The sequence below is a fragment of the Xanthomonas sp. NCPPB 3583 genome, assembly GCF_041475715.2.
Taxonomy (GTDB): Bacteria; Pseudomonadota; Gammaproteobacteria; order Xanthomonadales; family Xanthomonadaceae; genus Xanthomonas; species Xanthomonas euvesicatoria.
Genome location: NZ_CM191263.1, coordinates 4659441 through 4679457, shown reverse-complemented (window position 1 = coordinate 4679457; position 20017 = coordinate 4659441). Strand labels below are relative to the sequence as shown.

The 20017-nt window shown below is 67.8% G+C and carries 14 protein-coding genes; 8 read left to right on the top strand and 6 right to left on the bottom strand.

Features of this window, described 5'->3' with window-relative positions:
• Positions 1-158: 158 nt before the first annotated feature.
• The 5 genes from ACCQ07_RS20095 to ACCQ07_RS20075 form a co-directional block, all read right to left on the bottom strand.
• The gene (locus tag ACCQ07_RS20095; protein ID WP_008573286.1) at positions 159-1463 is read right to left on the bottom strand and encodes a jacalin-like lectin; all 1305 of its coding nucleotides are present in this window, start codon (positions 1461-1463) and stop codon (positions 159-161) included.
• A 71-nt stretch (positions 1464-1534) separates the two neighbouring features.
• Positions 1535-2836 carry a histidine-type phosphatase gene (locus ACCQ07_RS20090; RefSeq protein WP_372363601.1) on the bottom strand — a complete coding sequence of 434 codons (1302 nt, stop codon included), beginning with the start codon at positions 2834-2836 and terminating at the stop codon, positions 1535-1537.
• Positions 2837-2939: 103 nt separating this feature from the next.
• The gene (locus tag ACCQ07_RS20085; RefSeq protein WP_372363600.1) at positions 2940-5825 is read right to left on the bottom strand and encodes a TonB-dependent receptor; all 2886 of its coding nucleotides are present in this window, start codon (positions 5823-5825) and stop codon (positions 2940-2942) included.
• Between the two features lie 461 nt (positions 5826-6286).
• Positions 6287-7363 carry a FecR family protein gene (locus ACCQ07_RS20080; protein WP_136732974.1) on the bottom strand — a complete coding sequence of 359 codons (1077 nt, stop codon included), beginning with the start codon at positions 7361-7363 and terminating at the stop codon, positions 6287-6289.
• A complete protein-coding gene (locus ACCQ07_RS20075; protein WP_011349002.1) occupies positions 7354-7881 on the bottom strand; it encodes an RNA polymerase sigma factor in 528 nt (175 codons plus the stop codon). Before ACCQ07_RS20075 ends, ACCQ07_RS20080 begins: the two co-directional genes overlap by 10 nt.
• A 351-nt stretch (positions 7882-8232) precedes the next feature.
• Here ACCQ07_RS20075 and ecfK point away from each other — a divergent pair, with 351 nt between their 5' ends.
• From ecfK to tagH, 7 genes are all read left to right on the top strand, one after another.
• Positions 8233-8772, top strand: coding sequence for an ECF-type sigma factor EcfK (gene ecfK / locus ACCQ07_RS20070; RefSeq protein ID WP_014091408.1), 540 nt, complete (start codon positions 8233-8235; stop codon positions 8770-8772).
• Positions 8751-11270 (top strand): serine/threonine-protein kinase, encoded by a 2520-nt coding sequence (locus tag ACCQ07_RS20065; RefSeq protein WP_008573299.1) that lies wholly within the window; start codon positions 8751-8753, stop codon positions 11268-11270. Before ecfK ends, ACCQ07_RS20065 begins: the two co-directional genes overlap by 22 nt.
• A gap of 43 nt (positions 11271-11313) precedes the next feature.
• Entirely contained in the window at positions 11314-11628 is a 315-nt protein-coding gene (locus tag ACCQ07_RS20060; RefSeq protein WP_014091406.1) for a PAAR domain-containing protein, read from the top strand.
• A 232-nt stretch (positions 11629-11860) separates the two neighbouring features.
• The gene (locus ACCQ07_RS20055) at positions 11861-13192 is read left to right on the top strand and encodes a tetratricopeptide repeat protein (protein ID WP_372363599.1); all 1332 of its coding nucleotides are present in this window, start codon (positions 11861-11863) and stop codon (positions 13190-13192) included.
• 149 nt (positions 13193-13341) lie between these two features.
• Complete coding sequence (locus ACCQ07_RS20050) at positions 13342-15309, top strand: type VI secretion system Vgr family protein (RefSeq protein ID WP_046935129.1); 1968 nt, start codon at positions 13342-13344, stop codon at positions 15307-15309.
• Positions 15306-15854 carry a DUF6931 family protein gene (locus ACCQ07_RS20045; protein ID WP_008573306.1) on the top strand — a complete coding sequence of 183 codons (549 nt, stop codon included), beginning with the start codon at positions 15306-15308 and terminating at the stop codon, positions 15852-15854. Before ACCQ07_RS20050 ends, ACCQ07_RS20045 begins: the two co-directional genes overlap by 4 nt.
• A 319-nt stretch (positions 15855-16173) precedes the next feature.
• Positions 16174-17505 carry a type VI secretion system-associated FHA domain protein TagH gene (tagH, locus tag ACCQ07_RS20040; protein WP_277570873.1) on the top strand — a complete coding sequence of 444 codons (1332 nt, stop codon included), beginning with the start codon at positions 16174-16176 and terminating at the stop codon, positions 17503-17505.
• Positions 17506-17563: 58 nt separating this feature from the next.
• On the opposite strand, the gene ACCQ07_RS20035 is transcribed toward tagH, so the two are convergent.
• Positions 17564-18445: a LysR family transcriptional regulator gene (locus ACCQ07_RS20035; protein ID WP_209261785.1), complete on the bottom strand. Its 882-nt coding sequence runs from the start codon at positions 18443-18445 to the stop codon at positions 17564-17566.
• 237 nt (positions 18446-18682) lie between these two features.
• Here ACCQ07_RS20035 and ACCQ07_RS20030 point away from each other — a divergent pair, with 237 nt between their 5' ends.
• Positions 18683-19573, top strand: a complete 891-nt coding sequence (locus tag ACCQ07_RS20030; protein WP_372363598.1) for an aldo/keto reductase family oxidoreductase — start codon at positions 18683-18685, stop codon at positions 19571-19573.
• Positions 19574-20017 lie beyond the last annotated feature (444 nt).

Here is a 20017-nt window from a genome sequence, read left to right as displayed (position 1 = left end):
GGAGTACGGGATTTTAGGCGGTACGCAATTGCGGAGCGTTGCAGAAGTACGCCATCGCGCGCTGCGAGGATGCCGGCCGAAGCCTCGTCGTGATTGCCGCAGACAAGAAAAGCGGCGCCAGACCGACGCCGCTCCGTTGCAGCGGTACAACCGTTCGCTCAATTCTTCCGGTAAATCACCCCAAGCTTGTCGATGGCATCGCCGGCGCGGCCGGTGAAGCCGGCGATATGCCAGCCGGTGGGAGCAGTGAGGGTGTAGCGCTCGCTGGTCGGGGTGCCGGCGGCGATGCTGCGGCCCTGGTTGGTGGTCAGGCTGAGCGAGAACAGCCGGGTGCGGCCGTTGTACTGACCGAGCGTGACGGTGGCCGCGGTCAGCGTTTCGCCGCTGCGCAGGGCCAGGGTGGTGGCGGTGCCGCCGCTGCCGCCGTGAGCGAGCGTGGCGCCGTTGTCCAGGCTGGCGGCCACTGCATCCAGGCGTTCGGCACCGCGCAGGGTGACACTGCGCAGCTGGCGCTGGTGCGCGCCGCCGGCCACGTCGTTGAACGGTACGCCATGCGGTCCGCCGAAGCTGTCGCTGGTGCGCACGTCGGTGCCCACCGCCCAGCCGAACTGCGTGTACAGCGGATAGTGATCCGACAGCGGCTTGCCGGCGCTGTCGTAGAAGTTGCCTGGGTCGAGCTGGTAGCGATTGGCGGCCAGGGTCAGCTGCGGCGCGGCGCGGTACAGGATCTTGTCCACCACCTCGCAGGTGTTGGTCGGCGGCGTGCCGCACAGCAGCGGCGCGGCGCCGGCGGCCGGGGCGGTGCCCTTGATCAGTTCCACCCACGGATCGATCAGGTTGTTGCTGGCGATCAGCTCGCGGATGTTGTCTTCGCTGCGGGTGTAGCGGGTGTTGGAGTCCATCATCACCAACACCGCGTTGCCGGCCGACCAGGTGCCGATGAATTGCGACAACTGGCTGATGTTGGCGCGGCGGGCGGCCAGGTCGGCAGTTTCGGTACCGGCATTTGGATGGGCGTTGTAAACGTCCAGCAGCACGCCGTTGTCCAGCCGCAGCTGCATGTAGCTGAAGCCCTTCGGCGTGAGGCAGTCGGTGCCGTTGCACTTGTCCCATGTGACCCGGGTGAAGTCGTTGAAGGGATAGTTGCTCAGCGTGTTGAGGCCATCGCCGATGGCGGCGCCGCCACTGGTGGGCGTGCGGTAGGGATGGTTGTCGCCGGCGTAGAGCGCCGCGTGGTAGTTGAAGTCTTCCTGCACGTGAACCAGCGCATACGGCGCCAGTTTCGGTGCCAGCAGCGGCGTATTGGTGGCGGGGTTGCTGCTGGAGATGCCCTCCGGCAGGCCAGCGACGTTGTAGGTGAGCACGTCGAGGACGCCGACGCTGGATTGGGCGTGGGCGACACCGGCGCAGGCCAGGGTCACACCGATTCCGACGCTGAGCAGAGAACGCAGATGCTGAAGCATGATGACCTCGTGCGGTTGGGTAACAGCGGATGGACGCGACGCGTTGGGCCCAGCGCGCCGCGTGGAGGGGATCAGTGGTCCATGGCGAGCGGGTCGAGTGCGGCCTGGACGATGCGGGCGAACTGCGGCAATGGGCAGTCGTACGCCGGCGTAGCAGCGCTGCAGCCGGGAATGAAGATGGCCGCGCTCGGCGGCGGTGCCTGCAGCGTCAATGGCACGCGTTCGCGCAGCTGCGTCAGGCTCTGCGCGGTGTAGCGCAGGCGGATGACGCGCTCACCGTCGGCACGCCGCCAGCGCTCGAACACCAGCGCGCCACCGGGCACGGTCTGGTCCGGTTGGTAACCGGGCAACTGCCAATGCAGATCGAACATGCCGGCCAGCAGGGTCAGGGTGCCGTCGTGGCCGGACACCACCACCAGACGCGCATCGCCGCCGATGGCGTCGGCCGCGGCGTGTGCATCGCTACCTTGCTGCAGGGTTGCCAGCAGGCGTGCGGCTAGTGGCGTGCTGGCCAGGCGGGCGACGGTGGGCGTGCGCAGACGCAGGGCGAATTCGGCCTGGTGCGGGGCGAACACGCGCAACAGCGTGGTTTCGTCCAGGCCTTGCCAGCCCAGCGCAGCGAAGTCCTGTCCATCGGCCCAGCCCATCAGCAGGCTTTCGGTGATGCCTGAAGCGGCGGTAGCCGGGCCATCGATACCGGGAATCGACGGGCCGGCATCATCCAGCCCGGCCGGCACCGTGGTCAGCCGCAGCTTGCCGGGCGCAGCCTGCGGCGGGCAGGGACGTTGCGCGCATTGCAGCAGCAGAAGTTCGAGCGTGTCGATCGCATCGGCCTGTGCGGCGTTCCAGGCGTGGGCGTCGCCGCCGATGCGGCCGGCGATGGCGGCCTGCATGCGCGCACGCGCTTCGGGCTGACGCAGCGCAGCGGTGCCATCGAACAGCACATCGGAAGTGCCGGTCGGCACGTGATGGACGGGGTTGGCGCAGCCAGGCGTCAACGTGCTGGCCAGCGCTTGCGCCGAGGCGATGGTGCGTTGGGTGCGGTTGGCCCAGTAATAGGCCTGGCCGCAGCCATCGCCGGTCAACAGGCCCAGGGTGGTGTAGCGCGCGCGGTAGTAGTCGCCGAACAGGCGCTCCAGCTGCGCGCCGTTGGCGGTGAGATGACCGGCCGGCACGGCAAAATGCGGCCACGGATGCAGCGAATAGCGGCCCAGCTGTTCGGGGCTCGACATCGCCGCACGCACGCCATGGCGTTTGAGGATCACCACCTTTTCCAGCGTGTCGGGCGCGGCGGCGGTGGCGTGTGCGGGGCAGAGCGGTACGAGCGCGAGTCCGAGCAGGGCGGTGGCGCGGCGGCAAAAACGCAGAAGCATCGGCAAATCCAGTGCGAATGAAACGGTGGGGCGAAAAGAACGGCGCAGCACAGTGACGGCCGCGCGCGAACGCGACGACCGCCAGCGAAGCGTGCAGGCGCGCTTAGAACCGCGCGCGCAGACCCAGCGACCAGGTCCGGCCGTAATCGGTGTAGCCGCCGAACAGGTGATCGCCGACGTATTGCCGCTGCACCTGGCCGGTGAGATTGATGGCGTTGACGAACACCGACAGGGTGTCGTTGACCTTCCATGCCACGTTCGCATCCAGGCTGCCGAAGGCATCGCTGTTGAGCGTGGCGACATTGGCCGTGCCCACCGCGTTGACGATGTTGTCGCTCCAGCTGTAGCTGGCGCGCGCCATCAGCGGGCCCTTCTCGTAGAACAGCACGGCGTTGTAGGTGTTCCTGGCCACGCCTTCCAGGCTGTCGGTGAAGCGGCGCGTGCCGTCGCGGTAGGTCGCCTGGCTGTCGGTGAAGGTGTAGTTGAGCTGCATGCCCAAGCCGTCCAGCGGCGCCGGCAGGCCGGTGAACACCTGCTGGTAGGCCAGCTCCACGCCCTTGACGCTGGCCTGGCTGCCGTTGGTCTTGGACGAGAGCAGGTAGGTCTGGCCCTGGTAATCCAGGTAGGACAGCTGGGTCTGGATGAAACTGGAGATGTCCTTGTAGAACACACCGCCGGTCAGTGCCGAGGTGCCGTCGATGTACCACTCGAAGGTCAGGTCGTACTGCCAGGCCTCGAACGGCCGTAGCGCCGGGTTGCCGCCGCTGGCGGTCAGTACTTCGCCGCTGGAGTTGAAGGTGAGCTTGGACGAGAGGTCGGTGAGATCCGGGCGGGTGATCACCTTGGCTGCGGAGGTCCGCAGCACCATGTCCTCGCGCACGTCCCAGGCGGCGTTGAACGAGGGCAACGCATTGGTATAGCTGCGCTCGAAATGCACCGGCTGGGCGGCACCGTCGAGATCGGCATGGCCGTCGGTGGTTTGCTCGGTACGCACCAGGCGTACGCCGAGATTGCCGCGCAGGTCGCGCCCGGCCAGCGCGCCGCCGAAGTCGGTCATCGCATACGCCGAGCCAATCTTCTCGCGCACTTCGTAGGAGTTTTGCAGGTCGGCACTATTGGGCGTGCCGCTGAGGTCGGCGGCGGTGGGCCAGTCGCCCCAGAACGGCGCCTCGATCGGCGCCAGCCATTGCCGTGGCAGCTGGCCCTTGCCGTCGACCAGCATGTCGCTCACCGGCAGCGCGGTAAAATAGCTGCCCGGAAAGCGCACGCCGGCGATGCGGTTGAGCAGCAGGTCGGCACGGTCGTAGGTGCGCGAGCGCTCGCGGTACTTGGCGCCGAACTTGATGTCGCGCAGCCAGCCATCGCCGAGCGTGCGCTTGGCGTCCAGCTGCAGTGCGTCTTCCTTGTCGCGCGCATCGATCTCGCGCCATTCCAGCCGTCGTCCGCTGACGCTGGCCGGATTGGTCGGATCGAAGCCATTGGTGAAGCTCCAGTTGGGCACGTTGTCGTCGTCGGCCTGCGGCATCTCCACCCGCATCGACAGGTTGGTCCCGCTGCGCAGGCGCGTGCGGCGAATCGGGTCGGAGTCGTAGCTGTGTGCCTGCGAATGGAAGGCCACCGCACCGAGTGTCCACAGATCGCCATTCCAGGTGCTGGACAGGCGTGCGCTGCGGTTGTCGTCGGTGATGCCGGAGGTTTCGCGCGACACCTGCACCTGGCCATTGCGATAGTCGAAGCCGGTGACGCCGCCGTGGTCCACCTGCAGGTTGCTCATCTTGGCAACGCCGTCGAAGCCCACGCCCAGGCTGTATTCGTCGTAATGCACCGTCTGCTTGGCATACAGCAGGTCCAGATTGGTTTCCCAGGCGGCGCTGGGGCGCCATTGCAGCGAGGCGGCCACGCCGGTGCGCTCGCGCTGTTCCAGTTCCAGCGTCGGGCGCAGGCCGGTGGGCAGGTAGGACGCACCCGGCGCACCCGGCACGCCGTTGGGGTAGTAATCCCAGCTCACTTCGTTGACGCGGTCCTGGCGCAGGCTGCGCTGGGCATACGCGCCGGACACCAGCATGCCGAAGGTGCCCTCGGCATTGACCCAGTTGAACAGGCCGGACACGCGCGGGTCGTTGGCATGCGTGCGTTGCGCCTGGCTGGATTCCAGCGAGGTGTTGAGCAAGGTCTTGCCCAATTCCAGCGGGCGGAAGGTGCGCACGTTGACGATGCCGCCGATGGCGCCTTCGTCCAGATCGGCGGTGGGGCTCTTGATCACGTCCAGGCCGGAGACCAGTTCCGCCGGCAAGGTGTCGTAGCGAAACTGGCGGCCGGTCTGGCCGGAAGTGCGCACGTTCTCGTTGACCGCCATGGTCTGGCCATTGAGCGTGGTCACCTGGAAGTTGGGGCCCAGGCCGCGCACGCGCACGTAGACACCTTCGCCGCGGTCGCGCACGATCGACACACCGGGCACGCGCTGCAAGGCTTCGGCCACGTTCTGCGCCGGCAGCTTGCCGATGTCTTCGGCGGCGATCACGTCGACTACGCTGTCGGCATAGCGCTTCTCGCGCAGCGCGGCGCTGAGACTGCCGGCATAGCTGCCCAGCACCTGGATGCTGTCCAGTTCACGCACGGGTGCACCGGCGGCGGCCGGGGTGGTGGCCGCGGCAGGCAGCGTTGCTGCGGGCGCATCGCTCACCGTCTCTGCCGGCTCGATGGTCACCGTGGTCGGTGTCAGATAGCGATAGCGCAATCCGGTGCCTTGCAGCAGTTGCTGCAAGGCCTGCTCGGGCGCGGCGCCGGCGGTGGTGCCGCGACTCTGCTGCGTGCCGCCGACGCTGGCCGCATAGACGAACTGCAGGCCGGTCTGGCGCGACAGCGTATTGAGCGCGCGCGCCAGCGGTTGTGCGGGAATGGCGTCGACTGCGACGGGTGGCGTCTGGGCGCCGGCAGCGCCGGCATGCAGGGCGAGGGCAACGGACAGGAACAGGCAGCAGCGCATCATCACTTCCAGGCAGAGGGAGAGGGGCGTCGCACCGATCCACGCGGATCGCTGCGGCGACTACCCCCTCTACGAGGGGCGACGAGCCGAGTCGGGCACCGTTTTTCGATGAATTTTCTGTGACACGTGCAAGGGCGATGGCGTGCGCGTGCCGTGGCTACGCGCAGAGCGGTGGTGCGCGGGAAAAAGCACGTTGCCCCTCCGATCGCCGATCGCGTCGATCGTTGCGTTACGCGGCACCATGCAGCGCAACGCGTGCGCCTAGATCGAATGCGCCGATCCGGATGCCAGCCATTCGCTGCGCAGATGCGTCGGCGCAAACACCCGATGCGAACAGGCATGGCCGTGCGACACCGCGGCGTGCCGGCCAATGGCAAGCACACGTCGGGCAATGCCGTGGTGCCTGCCGTGCGATTTCTGCGCGCACGTCAGCGCCAGCGGGTCGGTCGCGTCGGCCGCGTGCGCTACCGGTCGGTGGTCGCCGGTGGTGCACCGCCGACGATGTGCAGCGCATCGGCGTGTTGTTCGAGCCGCAGACCGGGCTGCCGTGCGAGAAACGCGCGCAGGCCGGCGAGGTCGTCGCTACGCAGATTGCCGGTCAGGCGCATTGCGCCGGCGCGCGCATCGTCGATGTGCAGCTGGATGCGATTGAGGCGATTGAAGTCTTCGGCCACGTTGCGCAACGGTTCGTCGCGGAACACGATGCGCTGCTGCTGCCATGCATGCATGGTGGCGACATCTTCATTGCTCAATGCGACCTGGCCGGCCTCGTCGATGCGCGCGCTTTGTCCTGCGCCAAGATTGGCCAGCATCGGCTGCGCCGGGCGGTCGGCGCGCCAGACATGCACGCGACCGGCAGACACGTCGATGCGTGCCTGCTGCCCATGCAGCGCAATGTCGAACGCGGTGCCGATGTCTTCCACGCGCAGGTCCAGCGCCCGGACCTGCAGCGGGCGCCGGTCCGCTGCGACAGCGAAGCTGGCCTGGCCCTGCAGCAACTGCAGGCGGCGCGACCACGGCGTCATGGTGGCCTGGATGCGCGTGTCCGCATTGAGGAACACCACGCTGCGGTCGGCCAGTTGCACGCGGCGTTGTTCGCCATGCGCCGTCGCATAGGTCGAGGTGCGCGGCCAGGCCCAGCTGCCGAGCACCGTCAGCAGACCGAGCATGGCGGCCAGACCGACATGCCAGTGCGGCCGGCGTGCCGCCGACTGCGGGCGAGCGGTTCCCCTCGCAGCGACGGTGCGCCGTGGCGGCAACGGCAGTGCGATCACGTTGCGCGCCGTCCCGGTGTCGTGTTGGCGGTCGGCCTGCAGCAGCGTGTCGACATCCAGCGCCATCGCATCCAACGCCTCACCGAGCGCACCGGCCACCTGCGTCACTGCCAGGTATTCGCGCACATGCGCCGGCGAGGCGGTCAGCCAATCCATGAAGCGCGCCTGCTGGTCGGCATCCAGCGGCTGCATGCGTTGCAGCGCATGCCAGTGCGCCGCTTCCTCGGTCAGGCGGCGCGCCGCCAGCGACGCGACGCTCACCACCATTGCGCTCCCTCGTCGGCCAAGGCCTGTCGACAGGCCGACAGGCCACGCACCACGTATTTCTTGACCATGTGCGAAGACACACCCAGGCGTTCGGCGATCTGCTTGTAGCTCAGGCCATCGCGGTACTGCATCACCAGCACCGCGCGCACGCGTTCGGGCAGTCCCGCCAGCACGGTCTGCAGGCGTTGCTGGCGCTGTTGCCGCTGGGCGCTGTCTTCGACATCGTCACCGGCCACCAGCCGTTGCGCGAACCGTTCCATGTCCTCGATACGCAGCGGCGCCTGCTTGCGCCGCACCGCCTGCTCGCGCGCCAGATTGACCGCCACCGTGTACAGATACGCTTCCGGGTTGGCGATGGCCTGGCCCGGCTGCTGATGCGCACGCAGCAGGCGCAGATAGGTTTCCTGGACCAGGTCTTCGGCGTCCTCGTTCGCCCCGCGGCGCACGAAGAAGCCACGCAGCACCGGGCCATGTTCGGTGAACAAACGTGCCCAGGCGCGCTTTGGATGTGCCGACACCCCGACCTCCGGCCGATTGCAGGGGCGCAGGCTAGCGGCGTCGTATGACGTGGCGGTGACGCGTTGGCTGCCGATGACGTGGCGGCGGGGTGCGCACGACCGGCACCAGGCCCATGCCTGCCCATGCAGCCGCCGCGACCCGAGACCGCCGCGTCCTGGGACCGCGCCCTGCCGGGGACAGGCTGGGCGTACCTGAGGCGGACCCGGCTGCCGGCGGCACCCTCGCTACCTGACTGGGCTGCTCCGCGCTGTCGGGGCACGGTGATCGGGGGCCGATTGATTATCGGCGGCGTGTTCCGCGTCGGTGCCAATGCGGGATACTGCGTGTCCACGCAGGCGAGATGGGCTTGGATGTCCGAGCTGCCGATCACCGAGTTGTTGCAGGCCTGGCAGCGCGACGAACCCGGCGCGGGCGACGCCTTGGCGCGTCAGGTCTATGACGTGCTGCGCGCCACCGCCATGCGCGAGCTGCGTCGCGACGGGCGCGCTGGCTTGCAGGCGACCGAGCTGGTGCACGAGGCGTGGATGCGGCTGGAACAGGGCCAGCAGGGTTTTCGTTCGCGGGCGCACTTCTATTCGGTGGCTGCGCTGCAGATGCGCCACCTGTTGGTGGACCTGGCGCGCCAGCAGGCCAGCGCCAAGCGGTTGGGGCAGGCGGTGACGCTGACCCTCAGCCTGTCCGACGGCGCCGCACGGCCGGAGGCATTGACGCTGGTGGCCGATGCCTTCGACAAGCTGGCCCAGGTGGACGAGCGCAAGGCCCGTGCATTCGCATTGACCGAGCTGGTGGGCTTCAGCGTGGCCGAGGCCGCCGAACAGCTGGAGGTGTCGGTGCCGACGCTGGAGCGCGATCTGCGCTTTGCCAGGGTGTGGCTGGCGGCGCAGCTGTGAGCCTGGCCGCCACCGCGTGGCAACGTCTGGAAGCCTTGTTTCATCAGGCCTGCCAGTTGCCTGCCGCCGAGCGCGAGGCATTTGCGCGCGCGCAGGCCGGCGACGACGCCAGCGTGCGCGACCAATTGCTGGCGATGCTGGCAGTGGAATCGCAGGCCACCTTGCGCGTGCGGGCGCCGTTGAAACAGGCCGCCGCCGCATTGCGTGCGCCGTTACCGGAACTGCCGGCCGGCACGCGCTTCGGTGCCTGGGCGATCGATCGCCTGATCGGCGCCGGCGGCATGGGCCAGGTGTATCTGGGCCACCGTGCCGATGGCGCGTACGAGCGCGAGGTGGCGATCAAGCTGGTGGCCGCCGATGCGCTGGATGCGCAGGGCCGTGCACTGTTCGAATTCGAGTGCCGGCTGCTGGCGCAGATGGTGCACCCGGCGATCGCGCAGATCCACGACGTGGGCACCGATGCCCACGGCCAGCCGTACCTGGTGATGGAATACCTGCGCGGCGAGCCGATCACCTGGTGGTGCGACCAACACCGCCTGTCGCTGCATGCGCGCGTGTTGCTGATGCTGCGTGTCAGCGAGGCGGTCCAGCACGCGCATCAGAAGGGCGTGATCCATCGCGACCTCAAACCCAGCAACGTACTGGTCAGCGAGATCGACGGGCGGCCGATGCCAGGGGTGATCGACTTCGGCATCGCCATCGATGCGACCAACCCGGGGATGACCTACGCGCACGATCGCGGCACGCCGGGTTACATGAGCCCGGAGCAGGCACGCGGCGCGCCGGATGTGGATGCACGCAGCGATATCTATGCCTTGGGAGCGATGTTCTACGAATTGAGTTGCGGGCTGGCGCCGGTGGCCGGGCGCGACGGGGTGCCGCAGCCGCCGTCGCAGCGGCTGGCAACAGTGCCGGCCGATGCGCGTGCACGCATCTGCGCGGCGCGCGCGACCACCTACCAGAAACTACACGAGCACCTGCGCGACGGGCTGGATGCGATCGTATTGCGCGCGCTGGAGCCGCAGCCGGGCGCGCGCTACGCATCGGTGTCCGCATTGCTGGACGATCTGCATCGCTGGCTGGACGGCTACCCGCCGCGCGCCCTGCAGGCGAGCCGCTGGCTGCGGCTGCGCAAGTTCACCCAGCGCCATCGCAGCGGCGTCGCCGCCGCCGGCCTCGCTGCGATTGCCGTGGTCGCCGGGCTGGGGGCCACGCTGTGGTCGCTGCAGCAGGCCGCGCGCGATGCGCAACGTGCGCAGGTCACCGGCGATTTCATGAGTTCGGTGTTGTCCAGCGTGGACCCTGGCGTGGCGCGCGACCTGGACAAGACCCTGATGCTGCGCGTGCTGCAGCAGGCCTCGCAGCGTGCGGCGCGCGAACTGGCCGACCAGCCCGATGCGCGCACCCAGGTGGAACTGACGCTGGGCCGCACGCTCATTGCGCTGGCCAATTTTGCGCAGGCCGTGGAGCATCTGCGCATCGCACAGACCCTGGCGCAGCAGACTGCCGGTGCGGGCAGCCTGCCGGCCTTGAAGGCCACGTCCATGCTGGGCCAGGCGCTCACTGGCGACGGCAAACCAGGCGACGCCGAGCGCGTCTTGCGCCAGGGCATTGCGCAGGCAGCACGCGGCGATGCGCAACAGCAGGCCATGGGCAACGAGCTGCGTGCCTGGTTGGCGTGGGCCCTGCGCGAACAGGGCCGCATGCGCGATGCGTTGGCAGAGAGCCGGCATGCCTATGTCGCCGCGCTGGCCAATGCCTCCAGCAGCGCGGACCAGCGTATCGACGCCGGCAACAGCTACGCCGCCATGCTGGCCGATAACGGCCAGCTGGTACCGGCGATCGCCTTGCAGCGCAGCCTGTTGCGCGAGCGCATGGCCATGCACGGGCCCGAGCATCCATTGGTGGTGTCGATGCGCAACAGCCTGGCAGTGTTCCTGCTGATGCAGCGCGACTTTGCCGGTGCCGAAGCCGAACTCGTCCCGCTGCTGCAGGTCGCACGCGCGTTGTATGGCGAGAGTGCCGCCGACACCTTGATGGTCGAAGGCAACCTGGCCGGCGCGTTGCGCCAGCAGGGCAAGCTGGCCGAAGCCGGGCCGTACTACCGCAGGACGCTGGAGCGCGCACGCGCGGCCTTCGGCAACGATGCACCGGCCACCATCGCCTATCGCAGCAACCATGCGTTCTGGCTGCTGGACGACGGCCAGGTGGAAGCATCGCTGGCCGAACAGCGCGCCGCGCTTGCTGCCTCGGAGCGTGTGCTGGGCCGCGCGCATCCGCAAACGGCCGAGATCCTGCGCGGCATGTCCGAAGCCGAGCGCAGGCTGGGCCAGACCGTGGCGGCGCGCGACCACGCGCAGCAGGCCCTGCAGATTCTTACCGGCATTTTCGGCAATGCAGACCAGCCCCTGCGCGCGGCGCGCCAGACCCTGGCGTTGGCGACGCCGCCGGTGGATACCAGCGAGGCACAGACCACCACCTCGGTGGCGCAGCGCTGAGACGAATTGTCGGGTGACCGCTGCGGCCTGGCGGGATAGTGCCGTGCATGGCCACGACCGAAGCGTGCCGATGCAACCTGCCGCGCGCCTGACCGATTTGCATGTCTGCCCCATGGTGACCGGAGTGGTGCCGCATGTGGGCGGGCCGATCGTCAGCCCCGGCGCGCCAACGGTATTGATCGGTGGCCTGCCGGCGGCGCGGCTGGGCGACATGGCCGTATGCGTCGGCCCGCCGGACAGCATCGTGGCCGGCGCACCGACCGTGTTGATCGCAGGCCAGCCTGCCGCGCGACTGGGCGACAGCACCGCGCATGGCGGGGTGATCACCCTGGGCTGCTTCACCGTGCTGATCGGGTGAGTACTGCGTGGCGGCTGGTGGCCGGTGGCAGGCCGCCGCCAGTTGTCTGCCCATGGCGCGCATGCGCCGGTACTCGAGCCTGCCGGCGCCCGCGGCGATGCCAGGCGGTGGCCGCCCCGGCGCATCGGCACCACGGTCGGGGTGTTGGCGGCTCGTTGCAGACATGACGCCGTGCCCCTGCGCGCTCACATTCGTACCCGCACCACCGGTTGCCGTGTTTTTGGAGAAGCTCATGCAAACTGCGCCACAGCCACATACCGAGCCACTGCAGCAGGCGATCGCCGCGCACCGCAGTGGCCAACTCGAACATGCCGCGCAGCTGTACACGCAGCTGCTGGACGATCAGCCCGCGCATGCCGACGCGCTGCATTACCAGGGCATCCTGTTGCATCAGCGCGGCAACAGCGCCGCAGCAGTGGCCTCCATCACCCAGGCGTTGACGCTGGCGCCCGCGCAACCGGATGCCTGCAACAACCTGGGCAACGTGCACCGCGAATGCGGCCGCCTGCGCGATGCCGAACACTGCTATCGCCGCGCACTGGCGCTGGCGCCTGCACATGCTGATGCACTGGCGAATCTGGCAGCGGTGCTGGAAGCGCAGCGGCGCAGCGAAGAAGCCTTCGTCACCTACGCGGCGCTGTTGCACACCTATCCGCAGTCCGCGCATGCGCATTACCTGCTCGGCCTGTTCCTGCGCAACAACGCGCAGGCCGCCGAGCATCTGCAGCAATCGGTGCAGTGCCTGCAGCAGGCCTGCACGCTGGCACCGGACCACCTGCACGCCCGCGAGGCGCTGGGTACCGGGCTCTACCTGTTGGGCGAGCATGCGCAGGCGCAAACGGTGTATCGCGACTGGCTGGCGCTTGAGCCGGGCAACCCGGTGGCAACGCATATGCTGGCGGCCTGTGGCGGCGCCGAACCGCCGCCGCGTGCCGGCGATACCTATGTGCGTGAACTGTTCGATGGCTTTGCCGACAGTTTCGACGAACAGTTGCTGCATCACCTGGAGTACCGCGCGCCGCAACGGCTGACCGAGGCACTGGCGGCCTGCCTTGCGCCACCGCATGCGGGCCTGCGCATGCTCGATGCCGGCTGCGGCACCGGGCTGTGTGCGCCGCTGTGGCGCCCGTATGCACATCAACTGGTGGGCGTGGACCTGTCGCCTGGCATGGTCGCCAAGGCACGCCAACGCGGTGGCTACGATCGGCTGGAGGTCGCCGAACTCACCGCATACCTGCACGCGCAGCACGCGCAGTGGGATGTGATTGGCTCGGCCGACACCTTGGTGTACTTCGGCGCGCTGCAGCCGGTGCTCGCTGCCGCTGCCGGCGCGCTCACGCCAGGGGGCGTGCTGGGTTTCACGGTCGAAGCGCTGGACGAGCCGGACGACCGGGTCGAACTCGATGCCAGCGGGCGCTATCGGCACAGCCATGCGCACGTGCGCGCCGCATTGCGAGGCGCCGGTTTGCAGCCGATCGCGTTGGAATTGGACGTGCTGCGCAGCGAACGCGGCCAGCCGGTGCACGGCTGGGTCGTGACCGCGCGCACGCCTGGGCCAGCCTGAGACGAAATGTCGGCTTTGCTGCACGCACGCATGTGAGCATGCGCGTGACAGTTGCCGTGCCTTTAGCCGCCTGCCGTTGCACGCGCGGGCGCAACACGGCGCCGTCGGTCAGCGCAACGTGCGTTGCCCCATCACCTGTGGATGCTTCGATGCCGCGCACCATCACGCTGCACTCCGACCTTGGCGAGCGCCTGCTGCTGCATCGCATGCAGGCCAGCGAAGCGTTGGGGCAGCTGTTCGACTACCGCATCGATGCGTTGTGCACCGAACTGCAGCCCAACCTGCGTGATCTGCTTGGCACGCCAGTGGCGGTGCAACTGGCCGATGGCGAGGGCGAACAGCGCTGGTATCACGGCATGGTGGCCAGTTGCGCGCACAACGGCTACGCCGTGGTCGATGCGCTCGATTACGCCGTGCTTGAACTGCAGGTGGTGCCCAAACCCTGGCTGCTGACCCAGCGCCGCGATTGCCGCATCTATCAAGACATGAGCGTGCCGGAGATCGTCACCAGCGTGCTGGGCGAGATCGGCTACGGCGATGTGCAGCAGCAGTTGAGCGCGCAGTACGCCAAGCGCACCTACTGCGTGCAATACCGCGAGGACGATTTCAGCTTCATCAGCCGGCTGCTGGAACGCGAAGGCATCTACTACTACTTCACCCATACCCGCAGTGCGCATACGTTGGTGCTGGCCGATGCACTGGGTGCGCATGCAACGAAGAACGGCGTGGACAGCCTGCCCTATGTGCCGCCGGGAACCGACGACCGGCGCCTGATGCGCTCGGTGGTGAGCCATTGGCGCAGTGCGCGCGGCGTGCATTCCAGCCAGCATGGCAGCACCGACTACGACCCGCTGCAGCCGCGTGCATCGCTGGCCGCCGATGCCGATGCCGGCGGCGAACAGTTGCACACCGTCGATGGTCTGATTGCCTTCGACTACCCCGGCGCGCATACCGTGCAGGCCGACGGTCGTCGCTACATGCAGGTGCGCACCGAGGCGCACAACGTGCAGCGCGCCAGCCATGCAGCCACCACCAATGCCTGCGGCCTGATGGTCGGTGCCTTGTTTCACTTGCGCGGGTTTCCGCGCGCCGAACTCAATCAGGAATATCTGGTGCTGTCGGCGCACACCACGCTGGCCGCGCCCGAACACGGCAGCGGCGAGCCGCCGTTTTCCAGCAGCGTGCAGGTGATGGAAAGCCGGCTGCCGTTCCGTAGCCTGCAACGCACCGCAACGCCGACCATTGCCGGCCTGCAGACGGCGGTGGTGACCGGCGACACCGACGAGGACATTGCGGTGGATGCGCATGGCCGCGTGCAGGTGACCTTTCACTGGGCCACTGCGGCACGCCCGCATGCCGCGCCGTCGTGCTGGGTGCGTGTGGCTTCGATGTGGGCGGGCAAGGGCTGGGGCGCAATGAGCCTGCCGCGCGTGGGGCAGGAAGTGGTGGTGAGCTTTCTGGAAGGCGACCCGGACCGCCCGTTGATCGTGGGCAGCGTCTACAACGGCGACCATGCGCCGCCGTTTTCCTTGCCCGACAACAAGACCCAAAGCGGCGTGCGCAGCCGCAGCCTGCTGGGCGGCGCTGCCGATTTCAACGAGTTGCGTTTCGACGACAAGGCCGGCGCGGAAGAACTCTACCTGCGCGCGCAGCGCGATTTGCGCGAAGAGGTGCAGCACGACCACACCAGTACCATCGACAACGATCGGGTACTGGCGGTCAAGCACGACCGTCGTGCGCGGATCGACAACAACGACAGCGTGGAGGTCGGCAAGAAGCTGCTGCTGAAAGCCGGCGAAGAGATCGAATTGGTGACCGGCAGCGCGCGGCTGGTGATGAAACACAACGGCGAGATCGTGTTGAGCGGCATCAAGATCCTGGTCGATGCCAGCTCGGAAGCCAAGATCACCTCCACGGCCATCAAGCTGTTGGCCAATGCACAGCTGCAGGCCAAATCGCCGGCCACCGAGGTGGCTGGCGATGCCACGCTCAAACTGACCTCCGGCGGCATGCTCAGCGCCGAAGCCGGTGCCTCGGCCACGCTCAAGGGCCCGCTGGTCAGCATCAAGGCCGACGCCTTGGTGCAGGTCGGCGGTGGCCTGATCATGATCGGATGAGCGCGCCCACGCTCTCGCTGGCGCAGGCCTGTGCGCAGATGCAGCTGTCTGCGCCGGCCTGCGCACAGCTTAGTACGCCGATCACGCCGCAGGCGGCGGTCAGCGCGCTGCTGGCCAGCGGTCATGGCGAAGATGCCATCAAGCTGCTCGCGCGCCTGCTGCCCAAGCGCTACGCGGTGGCCTGGCTGTGCCAATGCGTGCGCGGCGAAACCCTGGACGAGGAAGACCGCGCCGGCGCGGCACTGGCCGAGAAGTGGGTGCGCGAGCCCAGCGAGGCGCATCGTCGCGCCGCGCAGGCATTTGCGCATGCCGGCGATTATGTCTCGCTGGGCGCGTGGCTGGCTGCGGCAGTGGCCTGGTCCGGCGGCAGCCTGGCGCCGCCGCAACAGACCACGCCGGTGCCGCCGGCCGACCATCTCACGGCGCGCGCGGTGGCCGCGGCCATCACCTTGCTGGCCGCGCGTGAGCCGGCGCAGCTGGAGGCGCGGCGCAGCGGCTATGCAGCGCATGCCATGGAGTTGCTGACCAGTGTGGGGGCGCCATGAAGTTGACTAATTGTCGGAGTGGCGATCCGCGCGCGGCACATCGTGGGCGCGGCATCGGCGCCAACTGCGCGAGACGCAGCTGGTGTTCCAAAGCATGGTTGGATGCGGCACACACGCCAAGCTGCAGCACCAGAAGAAGCCTCGGTGCCGAACCGACAGCGCGGGGGCGCACGGCGATCAGCTTTTGCGACTGTGCTCCAGCGCAGGCGATGTCCGTTTGCCGCATGCACTCCACCGGCAATGACGCACGCAGCGTTTTCTGCCGACATACACCCATGCCAGTCGCACCTTCCGATCACCGTATGCAGGAGTCCATGGCGTGTCCAGTTCGCAGTTGATTCTCACCGTCAGCGGCGCGCAGGCCGCGCAGTTCGGCGCCAGCGCGCAGAAGCGCTTTGCCGGAACCGGCGGCAGCATCGGCCGCTCCGACGAAAGCGATTGGATCCTGGCCGCGCCCGGTGTCTCGCGCACGCATGCGGTGGTGCGCTTCCTCAACGGGATGTATTTCATCGAAGACCGCAGCACCAACGGCATGTCGCTCAACGGCACTGCGCTGACGCGTGCGGACCCGTCCGCGCTCAGCGATGGCGACCGCCTGCAGCTGGACAGCTTCGAGATCCAGGTGCAGGTCCAATCGCTGGCCGCAGCATCGCCGGCAACACCGGTATTCGACCCGCTGCCAGATGCGATGGACGACCGCACCCAGGTTGCGCCACCGCCGTCGACGCTGCGTGCCCCCTCCGCCACAGCGGGCTTCGATCTGCTGGAGTTCGGCACGCCGCCTGCGGCGCGGCCTGCGGTGGACGCAGTGTTGGACGATCTGCTGCTGAGCGGCGCACCCCGCGAGCTGGATCCGTTGCGCCTGCTCGACCCGTTGCCTGCGCCGGCGCGCGATGCCAGCCCCAGCGCGTGGAATCAGAGCAACGCCCGCCACGACCATTTCCGTCCGCCGGCCAGTCCCGATGCGCGTGCCACCTTGCCGGAAAACTGGGACATGACGCTTGGCGATTTTGCGCCAACCGCGCCATTGCCTGCGGTATCGCCCATGGCCGCGCCGGTGGTTTCGCCATTCACGTCGCCGGCGGCGCCGGTTGCAGCCGCAGCATCGGCGGCAACGACGGTGCCGCCGGAGCTGGATCGCATCTTCGCCATCGTGGTCGACGGCGTCATGGACGTGCTGCGTGCACGCGCGGAGATCAAGAACACCTTCCGGCTGCCGGTCACGGTGATCCAGCGCTCGGAGAACAATCCGCTCAAGTTCGCCGCCACCGCCGAAGATGCGCTGCAGAAGTTGCTCGCACCGCCAAGCGCGTCGTTTCTGTCCGGCGTGCCAGCGTTCGAAGATGCCTTCGACGATATCCGCTGCCATCAGATGGCGATGCTGGCCGGCATGCGCGCAGCCTTCGACGCCATGCTGTTCCACTTCAGCCCGGACCGCCTGGAGCAGGAAGCCGACGCCGGCGGCAAGCGCCTGAGTTTCGGTGGCAAGGGGCGTTACTGGGAGCGTTACCGCGACAACTTCGAGCAGCTACGCAGCGACCCGGACGAATGCTTCCGTCGCCTGTTCGGCGATGAGTTCGCGCGTGCCTACGAAGCGCAACTGGCGCGCCTGAAATCGGCACGGCGGCAGCCGGCGGGGCGCGGGATCTAGAACGCTTCATCCAATCGCGTGCCGTCTGCACGGGCACACCGGCGGCGTTGCCAGCGCGCTAGTCAGGCAGAGTCTTGACGAACTCGATGAAGGCGCGCAGCGCCGGCGGTGTGAGGGTGCGATTGGGGTAGTACAGGTACGGGCCCTGGAATGGCTGCCACCACGGGCGCAGGATGGGTTCAAGCGCACCTGTGTCGAACTGCGGCTGCAGCCATTGTTCGAACAGATGCAGAATGCCGCTTCCGGCGATCGCCGCCTGGATCGCCAGCTCGATCCCGCCGCCGATCTCCACCAGCAATTGCCCCTGCGGAACGATGGTGACCACTTCACCGTCGCGCTCGAACTCCCACTCTGCAATGACGCCGCTTGGGAAGCGCCCGCGGATGCAGTCGTGGGCAACGAGTTCCCGCGGGTGGGTGGGGCGTCCGCGCCGGTCCAGGTAGCCTGGCGCAGCCGCCGTTGCGATGCGTTGCACGCGCGGGCCGATCGGGATGGCCACCATGTCCTGCTGCAGCCGTTCGCCATAGCGGATGCCGGCGTCGCAGCGTGCGGCGATCACGTCGACAAAACTTTCTTCGGTCAGGATCTCCAGCGTGATGTCCGGGTACGCCGCCATAAACGCCGGCAGGATCCTCGGCAGCACCAGGCGCGCGGCACTGACCGGCACGTTCAGCCGCAGCGTGCCGGTCGGCGTATCACGAAAGGCGCTGACCACCTCCCTGGCGTTCTCCAGTTCCAGCAAGGCGGGCGCGATGCGTGCCAACAACGCATTGCCTGCATCGGTGAGCACCACGCTGCGTGTGGTGCGGTTGAACAGCCGCACGCCGAGCGATGCTTCCATGCGCTTGATCGCATCGCTATAGGTCGATGCGCTCACACCCGCGCTCTTTGCCGCTTCTCGAAACCCTCCCGCGCGCGCCACGCGCACGAAGGCCTCCATGTCTGCCAGGTGGCCGCTCATTGTTCGGCAATCCGTACGGCCCGTCCGCTTTGTACCGGATTGTCGCACAAGGGCGGCCTACGTACAGTTCCCTTGCGCCGCGGTAGCGGCCACGCAGTTGCCGCAGCGCACGTCCCGCGTTGCTTCTTGCTTCCTTAAGCCACGCAAAGATCCCGTCGCAATCTCGGCGTGTCCCAACACACGCGGCGGTTTGGCACACACACCAGAAGGATTCCCATGAACAGCGGCAAGCCCCTTGGCGGCACATTGACCCTGCCCGGCACCACCCTTGGCATCAAGCGGATGGGTTACGGAACCATGCAGTTACCCGGACCGCATGTCTGGGGACCGCCGGCCGACAAGGCATCGGCCTTGTCGGTGTTGCGCGAAGCAATCGCCCTGGGCGCCAACCACATCGACACCGCGCAGTTCTACGGACCCGATGTGTCCAACGCACTCATCCGCGAAGCACTGCATCCCTATCGCAGCGATCTGGTCATCGTGACCAAGATCGGTTTCAGCCGCGGCCCCGATGCTTCGTGGAATATCGATGTGTCGCCTGCAAGCCTGAGGCGGCAGGTGCATGAAAACCTGCAGAGCCTCGGCCTGGAGACACTGGACGTGGTCAACGTGAGGCTGGGCACGACAATGGACACCGACGAGCGTTCGATCGCCGAACCGGTCGCGTGCCTGGCCGAGCTGCAACGCGAGGGCCTCGTACGCCACATCGGCTTGAGCAACGTCACTGCGCGACAGTTCGAACAAGCGCAAACACTGGCCAGCATCGTCTGCGTTCAAAACCAGTACAACCTGGTCAAGCGTGACGATGACGCCTTCATCGAGATGCTCGCGCAACAGGGTGTGGCCTATGTTCCGTTCTTTCCGCTCGGCGGCTTTTCGCCCTTGCAGTCGGAGCTGCTGTCGGGCGTTGCCAGGCAGGTAGGCGCGACCCCGAAGCAGGTTGCACTTGCATGGCTGCTGCAGCGCTCGCCCAACATCCTGGTCATCGCGGGAACATCGTCGGTGACGCACCTGCGCGAGAACTTCGCATCCGCCGAGCTGAGCCTGTCGGCCGAGCAGGTCGCAACGCTCGATGGCATCGCTGCCGAGGCCAGTGGCGCTCAATAGGAAGGTGGGTGGCAACATGCCTATGGTCGGCCAACCCGTCTCCGCGCAATCGCCAGGCGGGTGCCTACGCACCATCCAGGCCGACCAGACGACTCGCGAGGTCTTGTTGGCCGCTCCACGATGCGCCTGCCGCATCGACACCGCAGGCCTGCTCTCACGGCCAGCGCCCCACAGCCCAACGTCTCGCCCAATGACCGCAACGTGACCGGCTGACAGCAGCGGCGCAGGCGTTGGCGCCTGTCCGACGGGGCACGGCGCCTGAGACGTTTTGACGGGTGACCACCTTGGGTGCGCCGCAGAATCGCTCCACCGACACGCATCGGCGGTGCGGCGCTTGCGTCGGCAATGACCGCCGGGCGTGCCGCGTGCAACGCAGCTCAATGCACCCGACAACGCAGCGCGCAGGCGTTCCTGCAGGCATGCCTGGCAGTCGCATGCAACGCG

Excerpts from the sequence above, each read along its gene's own strand:
- ACCQ07_RS20095 (WP_008573286.1), bottom strand. The coding sequence starts at position 1,463 with ATGCTTCAGCATCTGCGTTCTCTGCTCAGCGTCGGAATCGGTGTGACC.
- ACCQ07_RS20090 (WP_372363601.1), bottom strand. The coding sequence starts at position 2,836 with ATGCTTCTGCGTTTTTGCCGCCGCGCCACCGCCCTGCTCGGACTCGCG.
- ACCQ07_RS20085 (WP_372363600.1), bottom strand. The coding sequence starts at position 5,825 with ATGATGCGCTGCTGCCTGTTCCTGTCCGTTGCCCTCGCCCTGCATGCC.
- ACCQ07_RS20080 (WP_136732974.1), bottom strand. The coding sequence starts at position 7,363 with ATGGTGGTGAGCGTCGCGTCGCTGGCGGCGCGCCGCCTGACCGAGGAA.
- ecfK (WP_014091408.1), top strand. The coding sequence starts at position 8,233 with ATGTCCGAGCTGCCGATCACCGAGTTGTTGCAGGCCTGGCAGCGCGAC.
- ACCQ07_RS20055 (WP_372363599.1), top strand. The coding sequence starts at position 11,861 with ATGCAAACTGCGCCACAGCCACATACCGAGCCACTGCAGCAGGCGATC.
- ACCQ07_RS20050 (WP_046935129.1), top strand. The coding sequence starts at position 13,342 with ATGCCGCGCACCATCACGCTGCACTCCGACCTTGGCGAGCGCCTGCTG.
- ACCQ07_RS20045 (WP_008573306.1), top strand. The coding sequence starts at position 15,306 with ATGAGCGCGCCCACGCTCTCGCTGGCGCAGGCCTGTGCGCAGATGCAG.
- ACCQ07_RS20035 (WP_209261785.1), bottom strand. The coding sequence starts at position 18,445 with ATGGAGGCCTTCGTGCGCGTGGCGCGCGCGGGAGGGTTTCGAGAAGCG.
- ACCQ07_RS20030 (WP_372363598.1), top strand. The coding sequence starts at position 18,683 with ATGAACAGCGGCAAGCCCCTTGGCGGCACATTGACCCTGCCCGGCACC.